The organism is Pseudoalteromonas sp. SR41-4, from assembly GCF_014163985.1.
Taxonomy (GTDB): Bacteria; Pseudomonadota; Gammaproteobacteria; order Enterobacterales; family Alteromonadaceae; genus Pseudoalteromonas; species Pseudoalteromonas rhizosphaerae.
Genome location: NZ_JACJEI010000020.1, coordinates 1 through 18990, shown reverse-complemented (window position 1 = coordinate 18990; position 18990 = coordinate 1). Strand labels below are relative to the sequence as shown.

The following is an 18990-nucleotide window of genomic DNA, read 5'->3' as shown; positions in this document are numbered from 1 at the left end:
GAGCGGACATACTTGGCGACAGCATTGGTTTTATTACTGTGCTGATCATTTAATATTAAATTAACGACAGAGTACAATTAAGTATTGTTAAATGTAATAAATAACTATAGTTGATTTATTGACGAGGTGATATTTACCTGTTTAAATGCTTTACTCAAAGTTAACAACTGAGACATGGCAATGACCACACACACACATACAAAAACACCTCTTGTCTCTAAGGAGATGGTGGTTCCCTTTATTTTGCTTGTACTTTGCTTTGCAGCATGGGGTGCTGCAGCAAATATGACTGATCCGTTAGTTAAAGTATTTAGTAAAATATTTACTATGTCTTCAGTGCAATCGGCACTTGTACAGTTTAGCTACTATGGCGCCTACTTTTGCTTAGCCATTCCTGCCGCTTATATAAATAAACGCTTTTCTTACAAAACGGGAGTATTGACAGGCTTAGGCATGGCTGCGATGGGGGCATTTATGTTTTATCCCGCAAGCCAAGCAATGACTTACGGCTTTTTTTTAGCCGCTTTATTTGTGTTAGCTGGTGGTCTATCTATTTTAGAAACTTCAGCAAACCCCTATGTGATGGGAATGGGAAATCAGCAAAGTGCAACCCGTAGATTAAATTTAGCGCAATCTTTCAATCCTGTTGGTACTAATATCGGTGTGTTTTTAGCCGCAACCCTTATTTTACCTAGCCTAAATATAGCTTCCTCAGATGAGCGTGCAGCTATGAGCGCTGAGCAACTAACTCAGGTAATAAAAGCAGAACTAGATGCGGTTATGGTGCCTTATGTGGGTATGGCTTGCGTACTTGTGCTTATTTGGCTGGCAATTGCATTTACTAAAACACCTAACTTTTGCAAGCAAAAAAAGGTATCTAAGCATGTCGATTTTCGTGCAACCTTTAAACGATTATTTAAAAATACACATTATCGCTTTGGCGTTATTGCGCAGTTTTTTAATGTTGCAGCGCAAACCTGTGTATGGACCTTTACCATTCAATACGTTATGGAAGCACTTGATACAAACGAAGTGACCGGTGGAACGTTTTTGCAATACAGTATGATCACTTTTCTGTTCTCTCGGTTTGTGATGACATGGCTTATGGGATTTATTAGACCAGCAAAACTATTAATGGCAACCTCTGTAATTGCGACGCTACTATGTTTATATATGGTGCAAATGCCAACTATAAGTGGGGTTTGGGCTTTAGTTTGTATATCGGCTTGTTTATCGTTAATGTTTCCCACTATTTACGCAATTTCATTACATGGTTTAGGCGATGATGCAAAGCTAGGTGCTGCCGGATTAGTAATGGCTATTTTAGGTGGAGCGATAGTACCCGTGGTACAGGCTGTATTTATTGATACCTTCAGTGTCGCTTTTTCTTATATTGTGCCAGCAGGCTGTTTTATTATTGTGGCTGGTTATGCAGCATTTGATTTAAAAACAAAAATTAGAACATTTAATAATGTGGCACCTTGCTAAAATGTACAAAACCGAGTCTAAAAGGCTCGGTTTTGTATGCTACAACTTTTATTCTCACCACCGCTATTCTTTAAGCATTATTAACTGCTTAACGGCCAATCTGCGGCATCTAACGAGTCTATGGCGTGTACCTCATCACCTTGCCAGTGATTAATAAATTGATTATTAGCATCGTAGGTTTGGGTTTGCTTTACTAAATTGAAATGCCTACCCGAGCGAGGATCCGCGCCAACACCTGCAAGGTATTGCCAATTTCCCCAATTAGATGCCACGTCGTAATCAATCAGTTGTTGTTCAAAATAAGCAGCGCCAAAGCGCCAATCTAGCTTGAGCTCGTTTACCAAGCAGCTTGCAACTAATTGCCGGCCACGATTTGACATATAGCCGGTTTTATTCAGCTGTTTCATACATGCATTGACAATGGGATACGGTGTTGTGCCTGTGCACCATTGCTTAAATCGCTGTGGGTAAAAACTGGTTAGTGGCTTACGCTTTGTAATTCCGGCAAAAGAAAATAACTTATTGCCATAACGCAGGCTGTATAGTTGAAAGTATTCACGCCACAGTAATTCAAAATAAATCCAGTAAGTTGAGTCGTTTGCGCCATGAATGTGCTCATAATTACGCAAAGCGTTGACTATTTGCCGAGCACTAATGCAGCCATTAGCAAGCCAAGGAGAAAACTTGGTTGAGTTTTCAATACCAGCTAAAGCGTTGCGAGTTTCTTTGTAGGTAGATGGATTAGCACTTGAAAAGTAATCAGCTAGATGATCAGTCGCACTTTGTTCACCACCTGCGAATAACGTTCGTTCTTTACTGACATTAGGCAATGTAGTTGGCCAAGGCATTGGAGCAATTAAAGGTCTGGCTATGTACACTGGAGGATCTAAAAGTGTATTTATAGTGGGCGTTGTTTGCTCAATTAGCTTTCTGAATTGGCTAAATGTTGCTGGCAGTTCATTAATAGTAAAAGGAAGTTGCTGGTTGTCATATAAGGTAAATGTATTAGCTTGTTTAATAACAAGATCACCATGATTTTTCGCTACATTGAGTAGCGTTTGCTGCTCATCGTAACCAATTTGTTCACTGCAATATAGAGTACGCACGTTGTGATGGTGATAATAATGTTCAATCACCTCATGAGCAGCTTGATGGTAGATCACTAAATGTTGCCCATAGTCTTTCAGAGTATTGTTTAACTGTTGTAAAGATTGCGCTAAAAACTGCCAGCGATGTTGTCCCATTGATTGGCAATCATGGTGATTGCTTTTAAACCATTGAGGGTCAACACAATATATAAAGCTAAGTGCTGTATCTTGCTTTGCAGCAAGAGAGATTAGTGCGTTATCGCTTAGTCGTAAATCGTTAGTAAACCAGTACAAAGAGTGTGTCATAGTAATAAAGCGTTTTTTCCATTTACTTTGTCTTTAATACGTAACAAAGTGAAAAGGCGTTTAGTTTAATGAGTTTAAATTTAATGAGGTGATGATGTATTTTGATTTAACTGATCCTGACGAGCAAAAAGGGGCATACAGTAAATTGGTTGGTGGGATCACGCCAAGGCCTATCGCATGGATAAGCACGTTAAGTAGTGATGGCGTGGCGAATATTGCGCCGTATTCATTTTTTACCGTGGCAAGTGTAAACCCGCCAGTGTTGAGTGTGACTCAGGTAAATCCAGCTGAGAATCAAAACAAGGATACCTTAAACAATTTACTGGCCACAAAAGAGTGCGTTATCAATGTGGTCAGTCATAATCTGGTGGAGCAAATGAATCAAAGTTGCGGTAATTTTTCTTCGCAAACTAGTGAATTTACGGCTGTGGGGATCGCATCATGTGCAAGTCAATCAGTAACTCCATTGGGGGTGGCAGCAGCTAAGGTTCGTTATGAATGTAGCTTACGTGACGTGGTCACTATTTCTGAACAAGCAGGTGGCGGGCAAATGATGTTATTAAATGTAGTTGGTATTTATATTGATGAAAGTGTACTTGTTAACGGCTATATTGACCCAAGAGCTTTAAATACCGTTGGTAAAATGGGCGGAGATTACTTTACGACAACGCATGATTTATTTAGCTTGGCTAGGCCAGAGATTTAGCTGAAATTTTACGTTATTTTATGTTTATACCTTTTACGTATAGTAAAAACCGTGCAGTAAAAAGCCAAGTAATAATTACTTGGCTTATATACGGTTAATTTTTTAGCTTAGTTGAGTGCCATAGTGAGAGATATCTCAGCATTCATTAATTTTGAGATAGGGCAGCCTTGTTTGGTTTGCTCGCACAGTTTTTTAAATTCTGATTCAGCAATACCGGCAATTTTTGCCTCTACACTTAAGGCTATATGACTAACCTCAAAGCCATCATCCACTTCATCTAAACTAACCACTGCACTGGTAGTGATATCATCAGCAACGTAATTTGCTTCAGTTAACGCAAGTGATAGCGCCATACTAAAGCAAGCACTGTGCGCCGCAGCTATTAGTTCTTCTGGGTTAGTGCCCGCTTTATCTTCAAAGCGCGTATTAAAACCATAGGGCTGATTGTCTAAAGCGCCGCTTTCGGTGCTAATTTGACCTTTACCAGATTTAATATCGCCAGACCAATGTGATTGTGCAGATTTCTTAATCGTCATACTCATCTCCTTTGTAATAATTTCGCTAACTGTGAAAAGATTTCACCTTTGCATAGCGAAATGGGCGGTTTATAGAGAGTGTTGCAACATAAGCACCAAGTTTACAAAAGTATTGAATGTTGAGTTACACGGATCCACTGACGATCAGAATGTGTAATAAATGAAATCAGCATGGCTAACTAAAAAGCGGTCCTTACTGACCGCTTGTTTATCAAAAAATTAAAGTGCCGATACGTAATCTGAAATTTCTTTACTAGCGGCGTTTTTGCTGTCATCACCACCTGGCATATTTAGGCCTTCAGCATAAATAAAGTCCACATCGTTGATACCTAAAAATGCAAAAAAGTCTTTTAGATACTTAGTTTGCGTATCCATATCAGTACCTAAGTACATACCGCCACGAGCAGCAAGAATAACTACTTTAGTATTTTCAACTAACCCAACAGGGCCTGTTTCAGTGTATTTAAACGTAATGCCAGCGCGAGCAACACGATCGATCCACGCTTTTAATGTAGATGGAATACCAAAGTTATACATAGGGACGCCCATCACGATGAGCTTATTATTTTGCAGCTCAGTGACCAACTCATCAGAAATAGCAGCCAGTTTGTTTTGCTCATCGCTGCGTTGTGCAGGCTCTGTCATCCATGCGCCCATTTCAGCTTGAGTTAGGTGTGGTAATGAGTTTTCGGCAACATCACGACGAGTCACTGTAATGTCAGTTTTTTGTGTAAGCTCAGCAATGAACTGCTCACTAAGCTGATGTGAATTACCGTTTTCACCGTTGAGTGATGAGTTGATTAATAATACGTTCTTCATAGCCGTTCCTTTAATTGTAAATTACTAATAAGAGCATATCCTTTTATATTACAAATTAACAATGCAATTTAATGGCTTAACCATTCGATTTAAGAGAATGTTTTAGTTTGCTGCTGAGTGGTTTTTGGTTATCAAATTGCGCTGTTGTTTTGCTACGACTGAAATGATGGCAGATTACACTCTGCGATATTTGTTTGTCGTCGCCTTTTACTATTCTCTAAGTTAGCATCGAGATGGCCCATTAAGCTTACTACGTATATAAAGGTTAAAAAAATGTAATTGTAACTTTATTAATTATTTAAATAAGATTAAGCTCAAGGCACTAATACAATAAGCAATAACAACAATAAAAAGGAAGTTTAGTGATTGATATAATTAAACATACACCGCTGTGGGTGTTCGCGTTATTTGCCGGCCTGATTGTGCTTGGTGTCAAACAAACCCGAGCAAGAGAGGTCACGTTACGCAGTGTTTGTGTGTTACCTGTCGCAATGGCTGGCCTGTCAGTTTTTGGGGTGTACTCCGCATTTTCTGGTGTAATTGCATTAGCAGTTTGGTTTGTGTGTTTAGTACTTGGTTGGGGAGTCGCTCGTCAATTCGGTTTGCCAAAGGGAGTGCGCTACATAAGTGAGCAGCATGTGTTTCATATACCTGGTAGCAAAGTACCATTTATACTAATAATGGCCATTTTCTTTACTAAATATTGTGTTGGAGTGATGTTGGCAATACAACTAGCAGTTACGCAAAGTACAGAATTTATGGTTATTGTCAGCGCGATTTACGGTATTTTAAGTGGCATATTCTTAGCTCGCGGCTTACAGATCCTGCAGGCGCGAAATAACCAAATAGATTTACAGCCAGCATAAGTAACAGCGCGGTTAGTCATACTAATCGCGCTGTTAGGTTTTCGTTAAAAGTCGCTTTTACTGTGGCGCTCGGCTAGTTGCTCATCTTCTGGGCCCCAAGTCCGGTTAACTCTGCGACCACGCTTTACTGCAGGGCGGCGTTCAATCTGTTTTGCCCAGCGCATCACGTGGGTATATGATTCAACATCTAAAAACTCGGCGGCGTCGTATAAATATCCCAATACCAGCGAGCCATACCATGGCCAAATAGCAATATCTGCGATTGAATAGTCACTACCAGCCATGTAATCATGATCACTTAAATGGCGGTTTAATACATCTAGCTGGCGTTTAACTTCCATCGTAAATCGGTCAATAGGATATTGCATTTTGTGTGGTGCATAGGCATAGAAATGACCAAAACCACCGCCTAAATAAGGTGCTGATCCCATTTGCCAAAATAACCAGTTACGGCATTCGGTTTTACTGGTGTGGTCGCTTGGCACTAGCGCATCAAACTTCTCTGCTAAGTATTGTAAAATAGCACCTGATTCAAACACCCGCGTTATAGGGGTCGTACTGTGATCCATCAGCGCTGGAATTTTTGAATTAGGGTTAACACCCACAAAGCCTGAGCCAAATTGATCGCCATCGCCGATTTTAATTAAAAACGCATCATATTCGGTTTCAGTGATACCAAGCTCTAATAGTTCTTCAAGCATGATGGTGACTTTTTGGCCATTAGGGGTTGCCAGTGAGTAAAGCTGAAGAGGGTGCTCACCAACGGGTAAATCTTGCTGGTGCGTAGCGCCTGCAATTGGTCGATTTATTTTTGCCCAGTCACCGCCACTTTCCGCGTCCCACAGCCATACTTTAGGCGGGGTATAGTTTTCGCTGTTACTCATCAAAACTCCTTAAACGTTGGTTACTTTAATTAAGGTTACGAACAACCCATCCTAGTTGATCATTTAGAGCAAGGGAAGCAAAGATAACTTTCATTGGTAATATGAAGATCATTTAGATGAGGTCATGGATGGCCTTATCCACGAGGGTATAAAGCGCTAACCGAAATAGAGAAAGCGCAAATTTATTTAATCCGAGATAATGACGGTTAATATTTTATCTTTAACCTTGCTAACTTTAAAGCTTATAACTTGCGCTTTTCTTATCTTGTTTTGCTAAATAATAGCCAATAAGAATACCAGCGAGTGCGCCAAACAGGTGGCTTTCAAATGACACATGGGGACGCTGTGGCAAAACACCCCAAATTAAACCACTATATAAAAATACCACCGCGACACTAATAGCAATGGCCTTAAATGACCGATGCATAATGCCGTAGCAAATTAAAAAGCCCCACAAGCCATAAAGTACACCGCTCAGGCCAACGTGAATATTAGCGCGACCAAATAGCCAAACCAGTAATCCTCCAACCACAGCAGTAAAGATAAATACAGCCCAAAACCGTTTGACGCTATATTGGCAGACTAGCCAGCCAAGCACTGCAAATGGGATTAAGTTACTAAGCAAATGTGCCCAGCCGCCATGTAAAAAAGGCGCGAAAAAAATACCCGTTAAACCACTTAGACTGCGAGGGTAAATACCTAATCCATTTAAGTTAACGCCTGGTAAGCTATTAATAATTTGCAGTAAAACACACAATAAAATAATACCAATAAGCGTAAAGCGTTTACTGACTAGAGGAGGAATGCTCAAAGAGCTTTTTGGGTTTGCCATACATCACTTAATTTTAAATATGTTTGACTGAGTATACCTATCCTGATGCTTAATTGAAAAGCCTTGCTGGGTTAAGCAAGGCTTTAGTTACAATATTAAAGAATTAGCCTAATTGGGTCAGCAGTTTTTGCGCTGCAAGCTCAGAGCTGGCAGGATTTTGACCGGTGATCAATAAGCCATCGACTAATGCGAGCACACCCCAATCATCCGTTTTTTGGTAATCACCGCCTTTTTTGATCAGCTCATCTTCTACCAACAATGGAACAATGTCAGTAAGTTGCACTGCGGCTTCTTCACTGTTGCTAAAGCCAGTTACTTTCTTACCTGCAACCAATGCACTGCCATCTGAATTTTTAGCATTTAAAAACACGGCACTTGCGTGGCAAACAGCTGCAACAGGTTTTTCTGTTTTGATAAAGTCTTCAATCAATGAAATTGAGTCTGTATTGTCAACTAAGTCCCATAATGGGCCATGACCGCCTGGGTAAAATACGGCGTCAAAGTCGCTGGCATTTACATCACCAAGCGCTTTTGTATTGGCCATCAATGTTTGTGCTGCACTGTCGTTATCAAAACGTTTTGTAGCATCTGTTGCGGCATCAGGTGCGGCGCTATTTGGATCAATCGGTGGTTGCCCGCCTTTTACTGATGCGAGTGTAACCTCAGCACCGGCATCAATAAATGCATAATAAGGAGCCGCAAATTCTTCGACCCAAAAGCCCGTTTTATGACCGGTATTGCCAAGCTCTGCATGAGAGGTAAGAACCATAAGTATTTTTTTAGCCATAACCATATTCCTTCTGATGATTTAAATTTTTAATTTATCTTACTAACTACTATATGCACTAAGGTTACTTTAAACAACGATGATAAATTCAACTTTATTGGTTTAATAATTGATACAATAAAGTAAGTCAGTATAGGAGATCTTATGAAGGTATCGTTTGAGCAACTCAAAAGTATGGTGGTATTTGCACAAATTGTAGAGCAGGGCAGTTTAACGGCGGCCGCCAAACAATTGGGGTTTACTCGTGCAGTGGCAAGTTATCACTTAAAAAAATTAGAAACCCAACTGGAAGTGACGCTGCTTAATCGTTCAACGCGAACTATGGCACTGACCGAAGCGGGGATTGCTTATTATGAGCGCTGCAGAATTATTACTGAGCAAGCTAATGCGGCTAAACAGCAAATAGAAAATATAAAAAGCGAACCACAAGGCTTACTTAAAATTAGCTGCCCGGTGAATGTCGGTATGCAGTTGGTTGTGCCTGCAATCAATGATTTTAAACGTCAGTATCCCAAAATCGATATTGATTTACAGTTAAGTGATGAAGTGATTGATATTATTAAAAATGGCTTTGATTTTGCGATTCGCGGTGTTGCGCTTAGTGACTCCAATTTACAAGCGACTAAACTCACTACGATGAGTACCTGTATTTGTGGCTCGCCAGATTATTTTGCCCATTACGGTAAACCTAAAACTCCAGCGCAATTAAGCGAACATCAATGGGTGGTGTATCAGCTCGGCAGTAAAACATTAACGCTACAAAAAGATGGTAAAAAGCATAACTTAACTATGCAAGGTGGTTTAAGGACTAATAACGCTGCTGCGCGAACTGCTTTTGTTGAAGCAGGCCATGGTATCGGGCGTATTCCACTTTACGATGCATGGCCAAAAGTTCAAGCTGGGCTATTGGAAATTATACTCGATGACTATAAAAGTAAAGATATAGAACTTTACGGCGTATTTCCACCCGGCGGCGCCGATTCTAAGAAGTTGCGCTTATTTATCGATTATTTAAAGGATTATTTTATAAAAAGGCATACCGCATTGGGTATGCTTAAAAATGTCTAATTTATGGCTTACAAAGTACGGTTAAATAATGCAACGGCTTGCTGGTACATGGTGATTGCTAGTGCGCCGTCGTATCGCTCACCCTCATCACGCATAAAGGCATGTTGGGCGTTAACTTCTTGCCATTGGTAATTAATACCCGTACTAACAGCTTGTTGATAAATTTTGTCGCGACCTTGTTGTGGCACATGGGGATCTTGCTTTCCCCAAATAAAGTGAATCTCACCTTGTATATCAGCCATGCGTTCAAACGAGTTATTACCGGCTTGTGCGGGGAGTGTATCGCTATGAATGTCGGTGGCATATAAGCAAAATGCGGCTTTTATGTGTGGGTTTAATGCGGCTCTATAAGCTAAGTGACCGCCAATACAGACACCCATAGTACCTACAGAGCCGGTGCAATAATCTTGTGTTTGTACAAAGTCGATTAACGCTTGGGTATCGCTGTCGTGAGATTCAAGCGGTTTTGCCCATTTATCGTTATTGCCTTTATCTTTACCCGCATCATCATAGGCAAGCACTGTCCCGATAGGGTTTAGCTCATGAAACACTTCTGGCACAAGTACTACAAAACCATGGCTTGCTAAAAGTGCAGCGCTGCGAGCAATAGGCGCGGTTTGCTGAAATATTTCAGAATAAAAAATAATCGCGGGAAATTGCCCTGATATTTCGGGGCGGTAAACCGTGGTGCGCATTAAACCTGTTGGGGTAGGCAAGTCTGCATGGTGGTGTTGGATGATCATAAAAGCGCTCAGTTAAATAATATAAAATATATGGTAACTGAGCGCGATAAAATAAACACGCCTTAAAGTTTAAATACTTGCAGGCATTTTATTACAGCTAGCATAGTAACTTACGGTTGCTGGCCAATCGGAAAATATCCCCATGACCCCCACTTCTTGTGCTAAAACATCAACCACAGTTAACATGTCGCCATCGTTATCTATAACATCACTAATAGATTGATAATAATAACCGCCGCCTTCATTTAGAGGGCCAGAGCGTTCAAGGCTCCATGCAATAATATTAAGCCCTGCGGCCTTAGCATCTATAGCGTACTGTGAGGGTACAATATTACTGTCGTTATCTATGGTTAGCAGCATCCAAATAGGGGGCGCTATAATTTTAACGCCATCAGTAGCTAGCTCTGCCATGCTTGGCTGCCATGTTGCTGCGTTATTAGGATCAAACCCTGCATTGCTGTCGCGACCATCCAAATACACACTTTGCGCTGCAAATTCAGGATTAGTGCTAATCCAATATTCTACGTCGGCTAGGTTAAATGATTGCGGATAAACATGGTTTGCGGGTACGTCCATTTGCGTGTATTCATCCAGCATTTTTTGTGCATATTGCGCTTGAGTCATACCATTAAAAGGCATGCTCACTTGAGGCGATTTCAGCTCCGGGGTCATTTTTACACCCAGCTCTTTAAATAGCGCAATACTTTGTTTATGGGTCATGAGTGTACCTGAGGTGGCGTATAAATCAGTGCGCCAACTCGGTGTTCCATTCATATAATCGTTAACATTGGTGGCATTGGTGTTCGCGCCATCCATTTTACCCTCAAGGGTTAAAAATTCCGCCAGGCTAATATCGCTGGTGCAACATTTAGCTGCAGCGGGTGTACCACTGTTAGGATCCGCTGGCGTAAATGGCACGCTGCATTTAGCGGCAAGTTCTGGGATCGCTAAAATATTAGTGGTGGTATGTAAATCGCATTGTGAATGGCGGCATACAAGCTCTTTATCATTTGTAAACGTCACATCGCACTCGACAATGCCAGCGCCCATACGAGCTGCTGCAATGTAAGATTCTTTAGTGTGCTCTGGGTATTGCATAGGTGCACCGCGGTGACCAATTGAAAAATCAGTACGATAAAAAGGGCCGTCTTTGCACGATTCTAATTTTGTTTTTAGTGCGCTGGTGGCCATATCGTCAATTAAGTAGTCGGGGCGAGCACCGAGTTGAATATTCGTACCTTGCGCTACTTCAACAATAACCGGGGTAGGAACTTTAACAATTTCAACCTCAGTGTTGGTAACAACCACTTCTTTTTCGACTATTTCTACATCGTCATCGCAGCCAGCTAGTGTAATTAATAATAAACAACTAGTCAGTAAAGGTATGCGCTTCATTATTTGTCCTTAAAAATCAAAGTGGACGCTACCTTACTAATTATTAGTGACAGTTTAACTACAGAGTAATTAATTTACTCTTTTAGCCATTATTTGGTTTACCACTAAGGCAAATAGCATAACCCCCGCGCCAATACTTAATCTGAGTATGTCCGCGTCTCTATTCCAAATAAGTACATTAACAACAATGCCTGCAGGAATAAGCAAGTTGTTCATCACCGCCAGTGCGCCCACATTGACAAGCGTGGCGCCTTTATTCCACATAAAATAGCCAACACCAGATGCCACAACTCCTAAATAAATCAATATGCCCCATTGTGTTGAGGTGCTTGGTAATTTGTTTGAGTTACCAAATAAGACATAACAGCTACTTGCAACAATCAGTGCACCAATAAAAAACCAGCCAAATACAGTTTTATCATCAAGCTGCTTACCCAGCATTAAGCGTTTGTAGGTTACTTGTCCTACAGCAAAACTAATATTAGCCCCTTGTACCAGTAATAATCCGACTAAGAAGTTACTGTCTAAGTTTTCATAGCGAATAGTAATTGCACCCAGCACGGCAATAAAAGCGACTATAAAAAACTGTGGGTTAAAATACTTGTTGCACGCATCGTTTAATAACGTGATGTAAAGCGGGGTCATTACGGTAAATAGCAGTACTTCAGGCACACTTAAGAACAAAAATGAGTGGTAATAAAAGCTATACATAATACCGAGTTGTACTGCGCCTATCAGCATGAGTTTGCAAGCAAGTGGGGGAGGTGTTCGTTTTAAAAACGGTAAAAATAGCAGTGTGGCTAGGGCTACGCGAATTAATACACTAAACCAAGCATCAACTTGACCTGCTAAATATACGCCAATTAAACTAAATGAAAACGCCCATAATAGAGTGACGGCAAATAAGTAGCCCATAGTGCTTACTCCAAATTAAAAGCGCGAGTGTATACTACAACGAGTATTAAAGGGAGTGGCTCAGTCAAGTAACCTGAGCCCGGTGATTAATTTACTGTTGTGAACTAACGAATTGCTTGGCATCTACTTTTAGCTGTTCAAGTGCTGCTTGATTGTAATAACGACTATGAGAAATAACCCCAGTGAGCTTTTGCGTGTTACGTACATCAATTAATGGGTTATCAGTTAAGAAAATGATATCGGCGGTTTTGCCTTCTGTAAGTTCTCCAAACTGCGCCGTTTTACCTAAAAACTGTGGTCCAGCAAGTGTTGCTGATTGCAATGTTTGTAATGGCGTTAAGCCATAATCACTAAAAATAGCCAGCTCTTGATGAAGAGATAAACCAGGGTAAATATACGAATTTAAAAATCCAGCGTCGGTCCCAGCAATAATTGATACGCCAGCCTGTTGTGCTAAAGGTAGTAATTGAGCTGTTTTAACAAAGCGTTCTTTACGTTGTTTGATTTGATCTTGGGTATCTTTATTGGCTCTGTCTACACGCCATTGGTAAGTGGCTTTAAGACCTTTACCTAAATAATTTAAAAACTCATCATCTTGATGGTTATCTTCATCAATATAAGCGGTGATTTGACCACCAATTAAAGTAGGTACTACGGCCGTGTTATTTTGAGCTAACACGGCGTATTTATTTAAAGCTGTTTGGTTATCAATATTTGCTGTAATAATTGGCAAAGCACTGCGGTAACTCAGTTCACCTGAAGCCACTTTTGCTGATATTTCAGGTTCATTAATTGCTGCGGCTTTTAACAAGTAGGTCATATGCTCAATGGCATCTAACCCTGCATTTGATACATCTGTAACTGATAGCGAAAACGGAATATGACCAGATATTTGGTAGCCACGTTTTTTCACTTCTTTAACTGCTTTTAAATAAAGTTCAGGTGTTAATGCACTATCGGTTATTTTCACAAAATCCACATTCATAGCATCAAGCGTATCAATAGCAGCATTCATTTCCTCGACAGTTTCAACTTCTAAGTCGCCAGGCCAAATAGAGTCTTTACCTTCGAGTTTGGGCCCTGATGTATAAATGGTCGGGCCAACTAATTGGTTATTATTAATTTGCTCTCGCCAGCTTAAAACTGACTCACTTAAATCAGCAGCAGCATCACGTACTGTAGTAATGCCATACGCGAGGTAAAGTGGTAACAGGGCTTTGTTTTCGGCTATAAGCGCTTCACCGCCGCCAAAATGGACATGCATATCCCAAAGGCCTGGCATTAAAAATTGATCATTAGCATCAATGTAATTATCAGTAATGTAGTTATTTTTTAGTGAGTTGTTAGCGCGCTTTATGATCACACCATCGCGAATAGCAAGGGATTGTTCAACGCTGAGTTGTCCGGTTGTTACGTCGATGATCGTCGCATTAGCGATCACTATATCGGCGTGCTCAGTTGGTTCTGTGGCACATGCAGTCAGTAGTAAGCAAGTTGAAAATAAAAGTATATTTTGCATTGTGTAACTCTAAATTTTTTATTTAGATTAGCATATATATCTTCTGTAAGGTGTTGATTTGAGTTAGAAGGTAACAAAGTAAGGATGAATAATGGCGATAAAAAATGAGAGTCCATTACGGACTCCCATTATAATCATTTTGGTTTACTTAACTAAACCACGGCGCTTAAGTAGGGCGTCGGTAGTTGGCTTTTGACCACGGAACTCAATATAGCTTTGCATTAAGTCGCGGCTGTTACCTTTTGATAAAATCTCTTTGCGGAAGCTATCACCGTTGTCACGAGTTAAGCCGCCTTGCTTTGTCATATGTGCAAAGGCATCAGCTGCAAATACTTCAGTCCAAAGGTATGCATAGTAACCTGCTGAATAGCCACCAGCAAAGGTGTGGCTAAAGTAACAAGACTTATAACGCGGTGGTACTGGGTAGTAAGCAATGCCGTGTTTCTCTAACGCATCATGCTCAAATTTTTGTACATCAGTTATTTTCTTATCAACACCAAATGAATGCCATTCCATATCAAGTAATGCTGCAGCTAAATACTCAGTGGTGCCAAAACCTTGATTGAAGTTTTGTGACTCAAGTACTTTGTCGAGTAATTCTTTAGGAATTGGTTCACCTGTTTTGTAATGCTTCGCGTAGTTAGCAAGTACAGTTGGTTCGATGTTCCAATCTTCGTTCGCTTGTGACGGGAATTCAACAAAGTCACGAGCTGTTGCAGTGCCTGCAAGGCTTGGGTATTTTACATCTGAGAACAAACCGTGTGCCGCATGACCAAATTCATGGAACATAGTCGTAACTTCAGAGAAGGTCATCAGTGTTGGCTGACCGTCTGCAGGTTTAGGGATGTTTTGTGCGTTATAAATTACAGGTTTTGTGCCCTTTAAGCCACTTTGGCTAACATATGCACTCATCCAAGCACCACCACGTTTACCTTCACGAGCATAAGGGTCCATGTAGAATAAACCAATAGCACTACCATCGGCGTTGAACACTTCAAACGCCATTACATCTTCGTGATAAAGTGGTAAATCTTTACGCTCTTTGAAAGTAATGCCGTACAGTTTTTCCATCGCAAAAAATAAACCGTTATGGATCACTGATTGCATTTCAAAGTATGGCTTAACTAAAGCAGGATCTAGGTCGTACTTAGCTTGGCGCACTTTTTCAGAATAGAATGCCCAGTCCCATGGTTGTACGGCAAACGTTTCGCCTGATGCATCAATTACTTTTTGAATTTCAGCAGCTTCAGCTTTTGCTTTATTTACAGCTTTAGGTGCCAAGTCATCTAATATGCCATAAACGTTTTCAGTGGTTTTAGCCATACGTGTGGTCATTACATATGAAGCCCAATCTTTATAGCCAAGGAGTGCTGCTTTTTGAGCGCGCAAATTGGTTTCTTTGATAATGATAGGGCCATTGGTATTTTGCGCACGAGTCGCTGATGCTTTAAAAATACGTTCACGTAACTTACGGTTTTTTAGGCTGCTGAGAATCGGCTGTTGCGTGGTGTTCACTAACGTGATCATGTAGCCTTCTTTACCTGCTTTTTTAGCGGCAGCGGCAAGGCTTGCTATTTCAGCGTCAGAAAGGCCAGCAAGTTCGCTTTTATCGGTTACTAATACTACGTCCTCTTTAAACGATTTTAATACGTTTTGCGAGAAGGCTGTTGATAACTTAGCAAGCTCAGCGTTGATTTCACGCATTTTGGCTTTTTGTGCTTCATCTAATTTTGCACCAGCGTTAACAAACTTAGTGTAGTAAAACTCAACTAAACGCTGATCTTCGGCATTTAACTTCGCTTTATTGCCATTAATGGTTTCAACACGTGAAAATAATGCTTTGTTAAGATAAATATCATCAGAATGCGCAGATAACACTGGGGCCATTTTTGCTGCAATACGTTGATACTCATCATTAGAGATCAAACCAGATAAGTTATAGAAAGCGGTTGAAACGCGATCAAGCAATTCGCCCGATAGTTCTAATTCAACTAAGGTGTTTTTAAATGTAGCTGGAGCTGGGTTGTTTGCGATAGCCGTGATTTGCGCTTTTTGCTGGGCAATACCTGCATCAAATGCCGGTTCATAATCACTGGTACCAAATTTATCAAATTCTGGTGCCATATATTGTAATGGGCTTGGTTTCATCAATACGTTGTCTACATTGACTGTTTGTACTTGAGTCGTTTGCTCTTTTGTATCAGCATCGTTTTGCGAACTACAAGCAGATAATAATAATGCACTAGCAATTGTAGTTGCTATAAGGGTCTTACGCATGAGAACTCCATAAAATAGGTGAGCCTTGAAAAACAGGCGAGACATAAAACACCCATAACTTAGCAAATTTTCATGTATATACAATTAAGTTTATCGGTTTAAGGTGGGGATTAAGCGCAAAAAACGTGTTTTTAGGTAAAAATAGTGCAAATCGAGAAATAGTAGCCTTAAACAGTAGGACGTATTAAAGCTACTACAGGTTGGTACTTAATTGGGAATTTTGGTTTATGTTGCATGCGCGAAGTAGCAAAATTAGTTGTAACCTAAAACAAACTTTTTTTCGCTACCAAAACTAGCCGGTTGTTGGTGACCAAACTCTTTATTAATGCAATTAAGAGTATGTTCTTGCTCTGCAAGCACAGACAAAATTTTATTGCGGTATTCAATACTTGATTCAAACAGTTGCAAATCAACTAAAGGTTGTAACGTGGCTAATTTTTGATTTAAGGTCAGTTGTGACATCATTCGTTCCTCGTGCTTTATTTAAGCTTACAGTTCTTATATAGCATTACCTGTAAGAAAATGTTAATGATTTGTTCATAAAAAACATATTGAACTTTAACTTCTCCGTAAATGCCATTATGGCGTGCTAAACTTACTTAACCCTGAATAGCTATTTGTTTTATTAATTTTGGAAAAAGTATGACGTTAGAGTCAATCTCTCATTATTTATCGTATGTAATTTTTAGTTATAACAATATCGAAATTACTGTAGCTAAAGTTATTCAAGTGCCTTTGATACTCTTTGCCATGTGGTTTGTGGTTACATGGATTGGTCGATTAATACGAAAAACTCTGCTCGCACGTAAAATGAACCCTGATGCGGTGCATTTATTTACCCGTATTTATTTAGTGTTAAGTATCGCAATTTTAATATTTACCTCCCTTGAAGTGTTAAATATTCCGTTAACAGCATTTGCCTTTGTTTCTGGCGCTATAGCTATTGGTGTAGGATTCGGGGCACAAAATATCATTAATAACTTTATTAGTGGCTGGATTTTAATGTGGGAGCGGCCAATTCGTATTGGAGATTTCTTAGAAGTGGGCAACGCTAAAGGGGTGGTTGAAACGATTAATACCCGTTCCACGCGCATTCGTCGCAACGATGGTGTGCACATGCTTATACCAAACAGTCAACTACTCGAAAACACAGTGACGAATTGGACCTTGATTGACCGCAATGCTCGTTCGTCTGTCAGTGTTGGTGTGGCATATGGATCAGATGTATTGTTAGTTGAAAAACTGATCAAACAAGTGTTGAGCGAACATCCTGCAATACTCCCGACGCCGGCATCTTCAGTGTTATTTGATGATTTTGCTGAAAGCTCTTTAGTGTTCAATGCTATTTTTTGGGTTTGTGCTGAATCAGAAACCATGTTGCGCCAAGTCCGCAGTGATATTCGTTTTAGCGTATATAAAATATTTGCTGAGCATAATGTCGTTATTTCTTTCCCACAACGCGATATACATATTGATGGTGAAATTGCATTAAGGCGGGGACGAGCAACGAAATAAGTCCAGCGGTACCGGTATCGTCTTGCAGAAGTAATTTGCTGCAACGAGTAGCAAATTACTTCGTTTTTATTGATGAGTTATTGCTGTTGTGCCATCTTTTTTAGCTTTAATGAAAATAATACAATTAAAGCACCAAATAGTACGGCGTAAGTGGCGACTAACCAAAGTAAAGTATGGATCCCTGCGCTAGGATTAAAGATTAAATATAAACCAAATAATACTGATATTGCCCCAGTAATAATTAATATCCACTCATTAGATATCTCCGCTCTTAATTTAAGCGCAATTAAAATTTCAACAGCGCCAATCGCTATGGCCCACGCAGCGACATAATAAAGTAATAGTATCGCGGTAACGTTTGGTGCAAATAGGGTAACTAGTCCTGCGATGATTGATAACACCCCACCGGCCAATAACCAGCGCCAATAGGGATTGTGTTGCTTAGAGTTCCAAGCAACCCATGTTCTTAGCATGCCATCAAATAAAAAATAGCCCGCAAAAAATAACAACATAATACTCAGAGATGCATTGGGTGCAAACCAAGTAATAACGCCAAAAATAATTGCAATGAGGCCGCGTACTAACAGTACTGACCAGTTTTTTGAAAGTGTGGTGGTTAGATCCATTCTATTCCTTAATGACAGCGCTAAAATTATATTTAACAGCATAAATACTGCATATACGTTAGCTTGTGTAGGTACTTAGGTCAAACTCCACGTTATGTGTATAGCGTTGGGGCATTTTGACCTTTGGGAGCTAAAATTCATTCCATTTTAGGGGCGAGTAGATCATGACGCTAGATTTGTAACCTACGTGGGCTAAGTGAAAATAGAGCAAAGTTTGTGCATCTTCCCATGTTTCTAATCTACATCTATGCGGGCAACAAAAAATTAAACGTCCTAGGCAAAACCGTTCGAGCTGATAGACCCTGATTTTACCTAATGAGCGCTTTTATTCATTCAAAATAAAGTTTTTGAGACTTTTCCACGTCGTTTTGTAATACGTTTCTTAAATAGCTTAATAATGTGTTTGGCTAAGGTTAAAAATGAGAGAAACCGACGTCTCTTGACAGGGCAAGAGCATGAAAAAAGTCTATTATTTCAATACCTTTTCAAGGTAATCTGTACTGCGCATAGCTTTTTTCTGTTTTGCGGGCATGCCTTTATTAAAGCTTGTTTCTGCTTTTAGCTGATTAAATGCGATGTGTCTCAGCCCCGCAAATACAGGTGCTGCACCTTCACGCCTA

General features: G+C 40.2%; 18 protein-coding genes. 5 read left to right on the top strand and 13 right to left on the bottom strand.

The window, feature by feature from the left end:
• Positions 1–180 precede the first annotated feature (180 nt).
• Positions 181–1488, top strand: a complete 1308-nt coding sequence (gene fucP, locus H5180_RS15490) for an L-fucose:H+ symporter permease (protein WP_145237450.1) — start codon at positions 181–183, stop codon at positions 1486–1488.
• Positions 1489–1568: 80 nt separating this feature from the next.
• Here the strand turns inward: fucP and H5180_RS15485 are convergent, their stop codons facing one another.
• The gene (locus H5180_RS15485; protein WP_145237447.1) at positions 1569–2882 is read right to left on the bottom strand and encodes a DASH family cryptochrome; all 1314 of its coding nucleotides are present in this window, start codon (positions 2880–2882) and stop codon (positions 1569–1571) included.
• Positions 2883–2976: 94 nt separating this feature from the next.
• On the opposite strand from H5180_RS15485, the gene H5180_RS15480 reads away from it, so the two are divergent.
• Positions 2977–3588 (top strand): flavin reductase family protein, encoded by a 612-nt coding sequence (locus tag H5180_RS15480; RefSeq protein WP_145237753.1) that lies wholly within the window; start codon positions 2977–2979, stop codon positions 3586–3588.
• A gap of 107 nt (positions 3589–3695) precedes the next feature.
• Here the strand turns inward: H5180_RS15480 and H5180_RS15475 are convergent, their stop codons facing one another.
• Both H5180_RS15475 and H5180_RS15470 read right to left on the bottom strand, forming a co-directional pair.
• Positions 3696–4124, bottom strand: coding sequence for an OsmC family protein (locus H5180_RS15475; RefSeq protein WP_145237444.1), 429 nt, complete (start codon positions 4122–4124; stop codon positions 3696–3698).
• 219 nt (positions 4125–4343) lie between these two features.
• Entirely contained in the window at positions 4344–4943 is a 600-nt protein-coding gene (locus H5180_RS15470; RefSeq protein ID WP_182758537.1) for an FMN-dependent NADH-azoreductase, read from the bottom strand.
• A 362-nt stretch (positions 4944–5305) separates the two neighbouring features.
• Here H5180_RS15470 and H5180_RS15465 point away from each other — a divergent pair, with 362 nt between their 5' ends.
• Complete coding sequence (locus H5180_RS15465; protein ID WP_182731071.1) at positions 5306–5809, top strand: DUF6622 family protein; 504 nt, start codon at positions 5306–5308, stop codon at positions 5807–5809.
• A gap of 44 nt (positions 5810–5853) precedes the next feature.
• Here the strand turns inward: H5180_RS15465 and yghU are convergent, their stop codons facing one another.
• The 3 genes from yghU to H5180_RS15450 form a co-directional block, all read right to left on the bottom strand.
• Positions 5854–6693, bottom strand: a complete 840-nt coding sequence (yghU, locus tag H5180_RS15460; protein WP_182758535.1) for a glutathione-dependent disulfide-bond oxidoreductase — start codon at positions 6691–6693, stop codon at positions 5854–5856.
• Between the two features lie 235 nt (positions 6694–6928).
• Positions 6929–7525 carry a rhomboid family intramembrane serine protease gene (locus H5180_RS15455; RefSeq protein ID WP_145237407.1) on the bottom strand — a complete coding sequence of 199 codons (597 nt, stop codon included), beginning with the start codon at positions 7523–7525 and terminating at the stop codon, positions 6929–6931.
• Between the two features lie 103 nt (positions 7526–7628).
• Positions 7629–8312 (bottom strand): type 1 glutamine amidotransferase domain-containing protein, encoded by a 684-nt coding sequence (locus H5180_RS15450; protein ID WP_149980845.1) that lies wholly within the window; start codon positions 8310–8312, stop codon positions 7629–7631.
• 144 nt (positions 8313–8456) lie between these two features.
• Between H5180_RS15450 and H5180_RS15445 the strand changes: the two genes are divergently transcribed.
• On the top strand, positions 8457–9380 hold the full coding sequence (locus H5180_RS15445) for a LysR family transcriptional regulator (RefSeq protein WP_182758533.1): 924 nt from the start codon (positions 8457–8459) through the stop codon (positions 9378–9380).
• Between the two features lie 8 nt (positions 9381–9388).
• On the opposite strand, the gene H5180_RS15440 is transcribed toward H5180_RS15445, so the two are convergent.
• From H5180_RS15440 to H5180_RS15415, 6 genes are all read right to left on the bottom strand, one after another.
• Positions 9389–10123, bottom strand: a complete 735-nt coding sequence (locus tag H5180_RS15440) for a dienelactone hydrolase family protein (RefSeq protein ID WP_182717049.1) — start codon at positions 10121–10123, stop codon at positions 9389–9391.
• Positions 10124–10192: 69 nt separating this feature from the next.
• Positions 10193–11518, bottom strand: coding sequence for a glycerophosphodiester phosphodiesterase family protein (locus H5180_RS15435; RefSeq protein WP_145237395.1), 1326 nt, complete (start codon positions 11516–11518; stop codon positions 10193–10195).
• 69 nt (positions 11519–11587) lie between these two features.
• Positions 11588–12433, bottom strand: a complete 846-nt coding sequence (locus H5180_RS15430; protein WP_145237392.1) for a DMT family transporter — start codon at positions 12431–12433, stop codon at positions 11588–11590.
• 91 nt (positions 12434–12524) lie between these two features.
• Positions 12525–13952: an amidohydrolase family protein gene (locus H5180_RS15425; RefSeq protein WP_182758531.1), complete on the bottom strand. Its 1428-nt coding sequence runs from the start codon at positions 13950–13952 to the stop codon at positions 12525–12527.
• 144 nt (positions 13953–14096) lie between these two features.
• Positions 14097–16229: a M3 family metallopeptidase gene (locus tag H5180_RS15420; protein ID WP_145237386.1), complete on the bottom strand. Its 2133-nt coding sequence runs from the start codon at positions 16227–16229 to the stop codon at positions 14097–14099.
• A gap of 252 nt (positions 16230–16481) precedes the next feature.
• Entirely contained in the window at positions 16482–16691 is a 210-nt protein-coding gene (locus H5180_RS15415; RefSeq protein ID WP_145237750.1) for a hypothetical protein, read from the bottom strand.
• Between the two features lie 180 nt (positions 16692–16871).
• Between H5180_RS15415 and H5180_RS15410 the strand changes: the two genes are divergently transcribed.
• The gene (locus H5180_RS15410; protein ID WP_145237382.1) at positions 16872–17744 is read left to right on the top strand and encodes a mechanosensitive ion channel family protein; all 873 of its coding nucleotides are present in this window, start codon (positions 16872–16874) and stop codon (positions 17742–17744) included.
• Positions 17745–17821: 77 nt separating this feature from the next.
• On the opposite strand, the gene H5180_RS15405 is transcribed toward H5180_RS15410, so the two are convergent.
• Entirely contained in the window at positions 17822–18370 is a 549-nt protein-coding gene (locus H5180_RS15405) for an HdeD family acid-resistance protein (RefSeq protein WP_182758530.1), read from the bottom strand.
• Positions 18371–18990 lie beyond the last annotated feature (620 nt).

What these genes read in the sequence shown, in the direction of transcription:
- H5180_RS15415 (WP_145237750.1), bottom strand. Translation starts at nt 16,691, where the DNA reads ATGTCACAACTGACCTTAAATCAAAAATTAGCCACGTTACAACCTTTA.
- H5180_RS15410 (WP_145237382.1), top strand. Translation starts at nt 16,872, where the DNA reads ATGACGTTAGAGTCAATCTCTCATTATTTATCGTATGTAATTTTTAGT.
- H5180_RS15485 (WP_145237447.1), bottom strand. Translation starts at nt 2,882, where the DNA reads ATGACACACTCTTTGTACTGGTTTACTAACGATTTACGACTAAGCGAT.
- H5180_RS15470 (WP_182758537.1), bottom strand. Translation starts at nt 4,943, where the DNA reads ATGAAGAACGTATTATTAATCAACTCATCACTCAACGGTGAAAACGGT.
- H5180_RS15420 (WP_145237386.1), bottom strand. Translation starts at nt 16,229, where the DNA reads ATGCGTAAGACCCTTATAGCAACTACAATTGCTAGTGCATTATTATTA.
- fucP (WP_145237450.1), top strand. Translation starts at nt 181, where the DNA reads ATGACCACACACACACATACAAAAACACCTCTTGTCTCTAAGGAGATG.
- H5180_RS15455 (WP_145237407.1), bottom strand. Translation starts at nt 7,525, where the DNA reads ATGGCAAACCCAAAAAGCTCTTTGAGCATTCCTCCTCTAGTCAGTAAA.
- yghU (WP_182758535.1), bottom strand. Translation starts at nt 6,693, where the DNA reads ATGAGTAACAGCGAAAACTATACCCCGCCTAAAGTATGGCTGTGGGAC.
- H5180_RS15450 (WP_149980845.1), bottom strand. Translation starts at nt 8,312, where the DNA reads ATGGCTAAAAAAATACTTATGGTTCTTACCTCTCATGCAGAGCTTGGC.
- H5180_RS15445 (WP_182758533.1), top strand. Translation starts at nt 8,457, where the DNA reads ATGAAGGTATCGTTTGAGCAACTCAAAAGTATGGTGGTATTTGCACAA.
- H5180_RS15405 (WP_182758530.1), bottom strand. Translation starts at nt 18,370, where the DNA reads ATGGATCTAACCACCACACTTTCAAAAAACTGGTCAGTACTGTTAGTA.
- H5180_RS15425 (WP_182758531.1), bottom strand. Translation starts at nt 13,952, where the DNA reads ATGCAAAATATACTTTTATTTTCAACTTGCTTACTACTGACTGCATGT.
- H5180_RS15475 (WP_145237444.1), bottom strand. Translation starts at nt 4,124, where the DNA reads ATGACGATTAAGAAATCTGCACAATCACATTGGTCTGGCGATATTAAA.
- H5180_RS15430 (WP_145237392.1), bottom strand. Translation starts at nt 12,433, where the DNA reads ATGGGCTACTTATTTGCCGTCACTCTATTATGGGCGTTTTCATTTAGT.
- H5180_RS15440 (WP_182717049.1), bottom strand. Translation starts at nt 10,123, where the DNA reads ATGATCATCCAACACCACCATGCAGACTTGCCTACCCCAACAGGTTTA.
- H5180_RS15480 (WP_145237753.1), top strand. Translation starts at nt 2,977, where the DNA reads ATGTATTTTGATTTAACTGATCCTGACGAGCAAAAAGGGGCATACAGT.
- H5180_RS15435 (WP_145237395.1), bottom strand. Translation starts at nt 11,518, where the DNA reads ATGAAGCGCATACCTTTACTGACTAGTTGTTTATTATTAATTACACTA.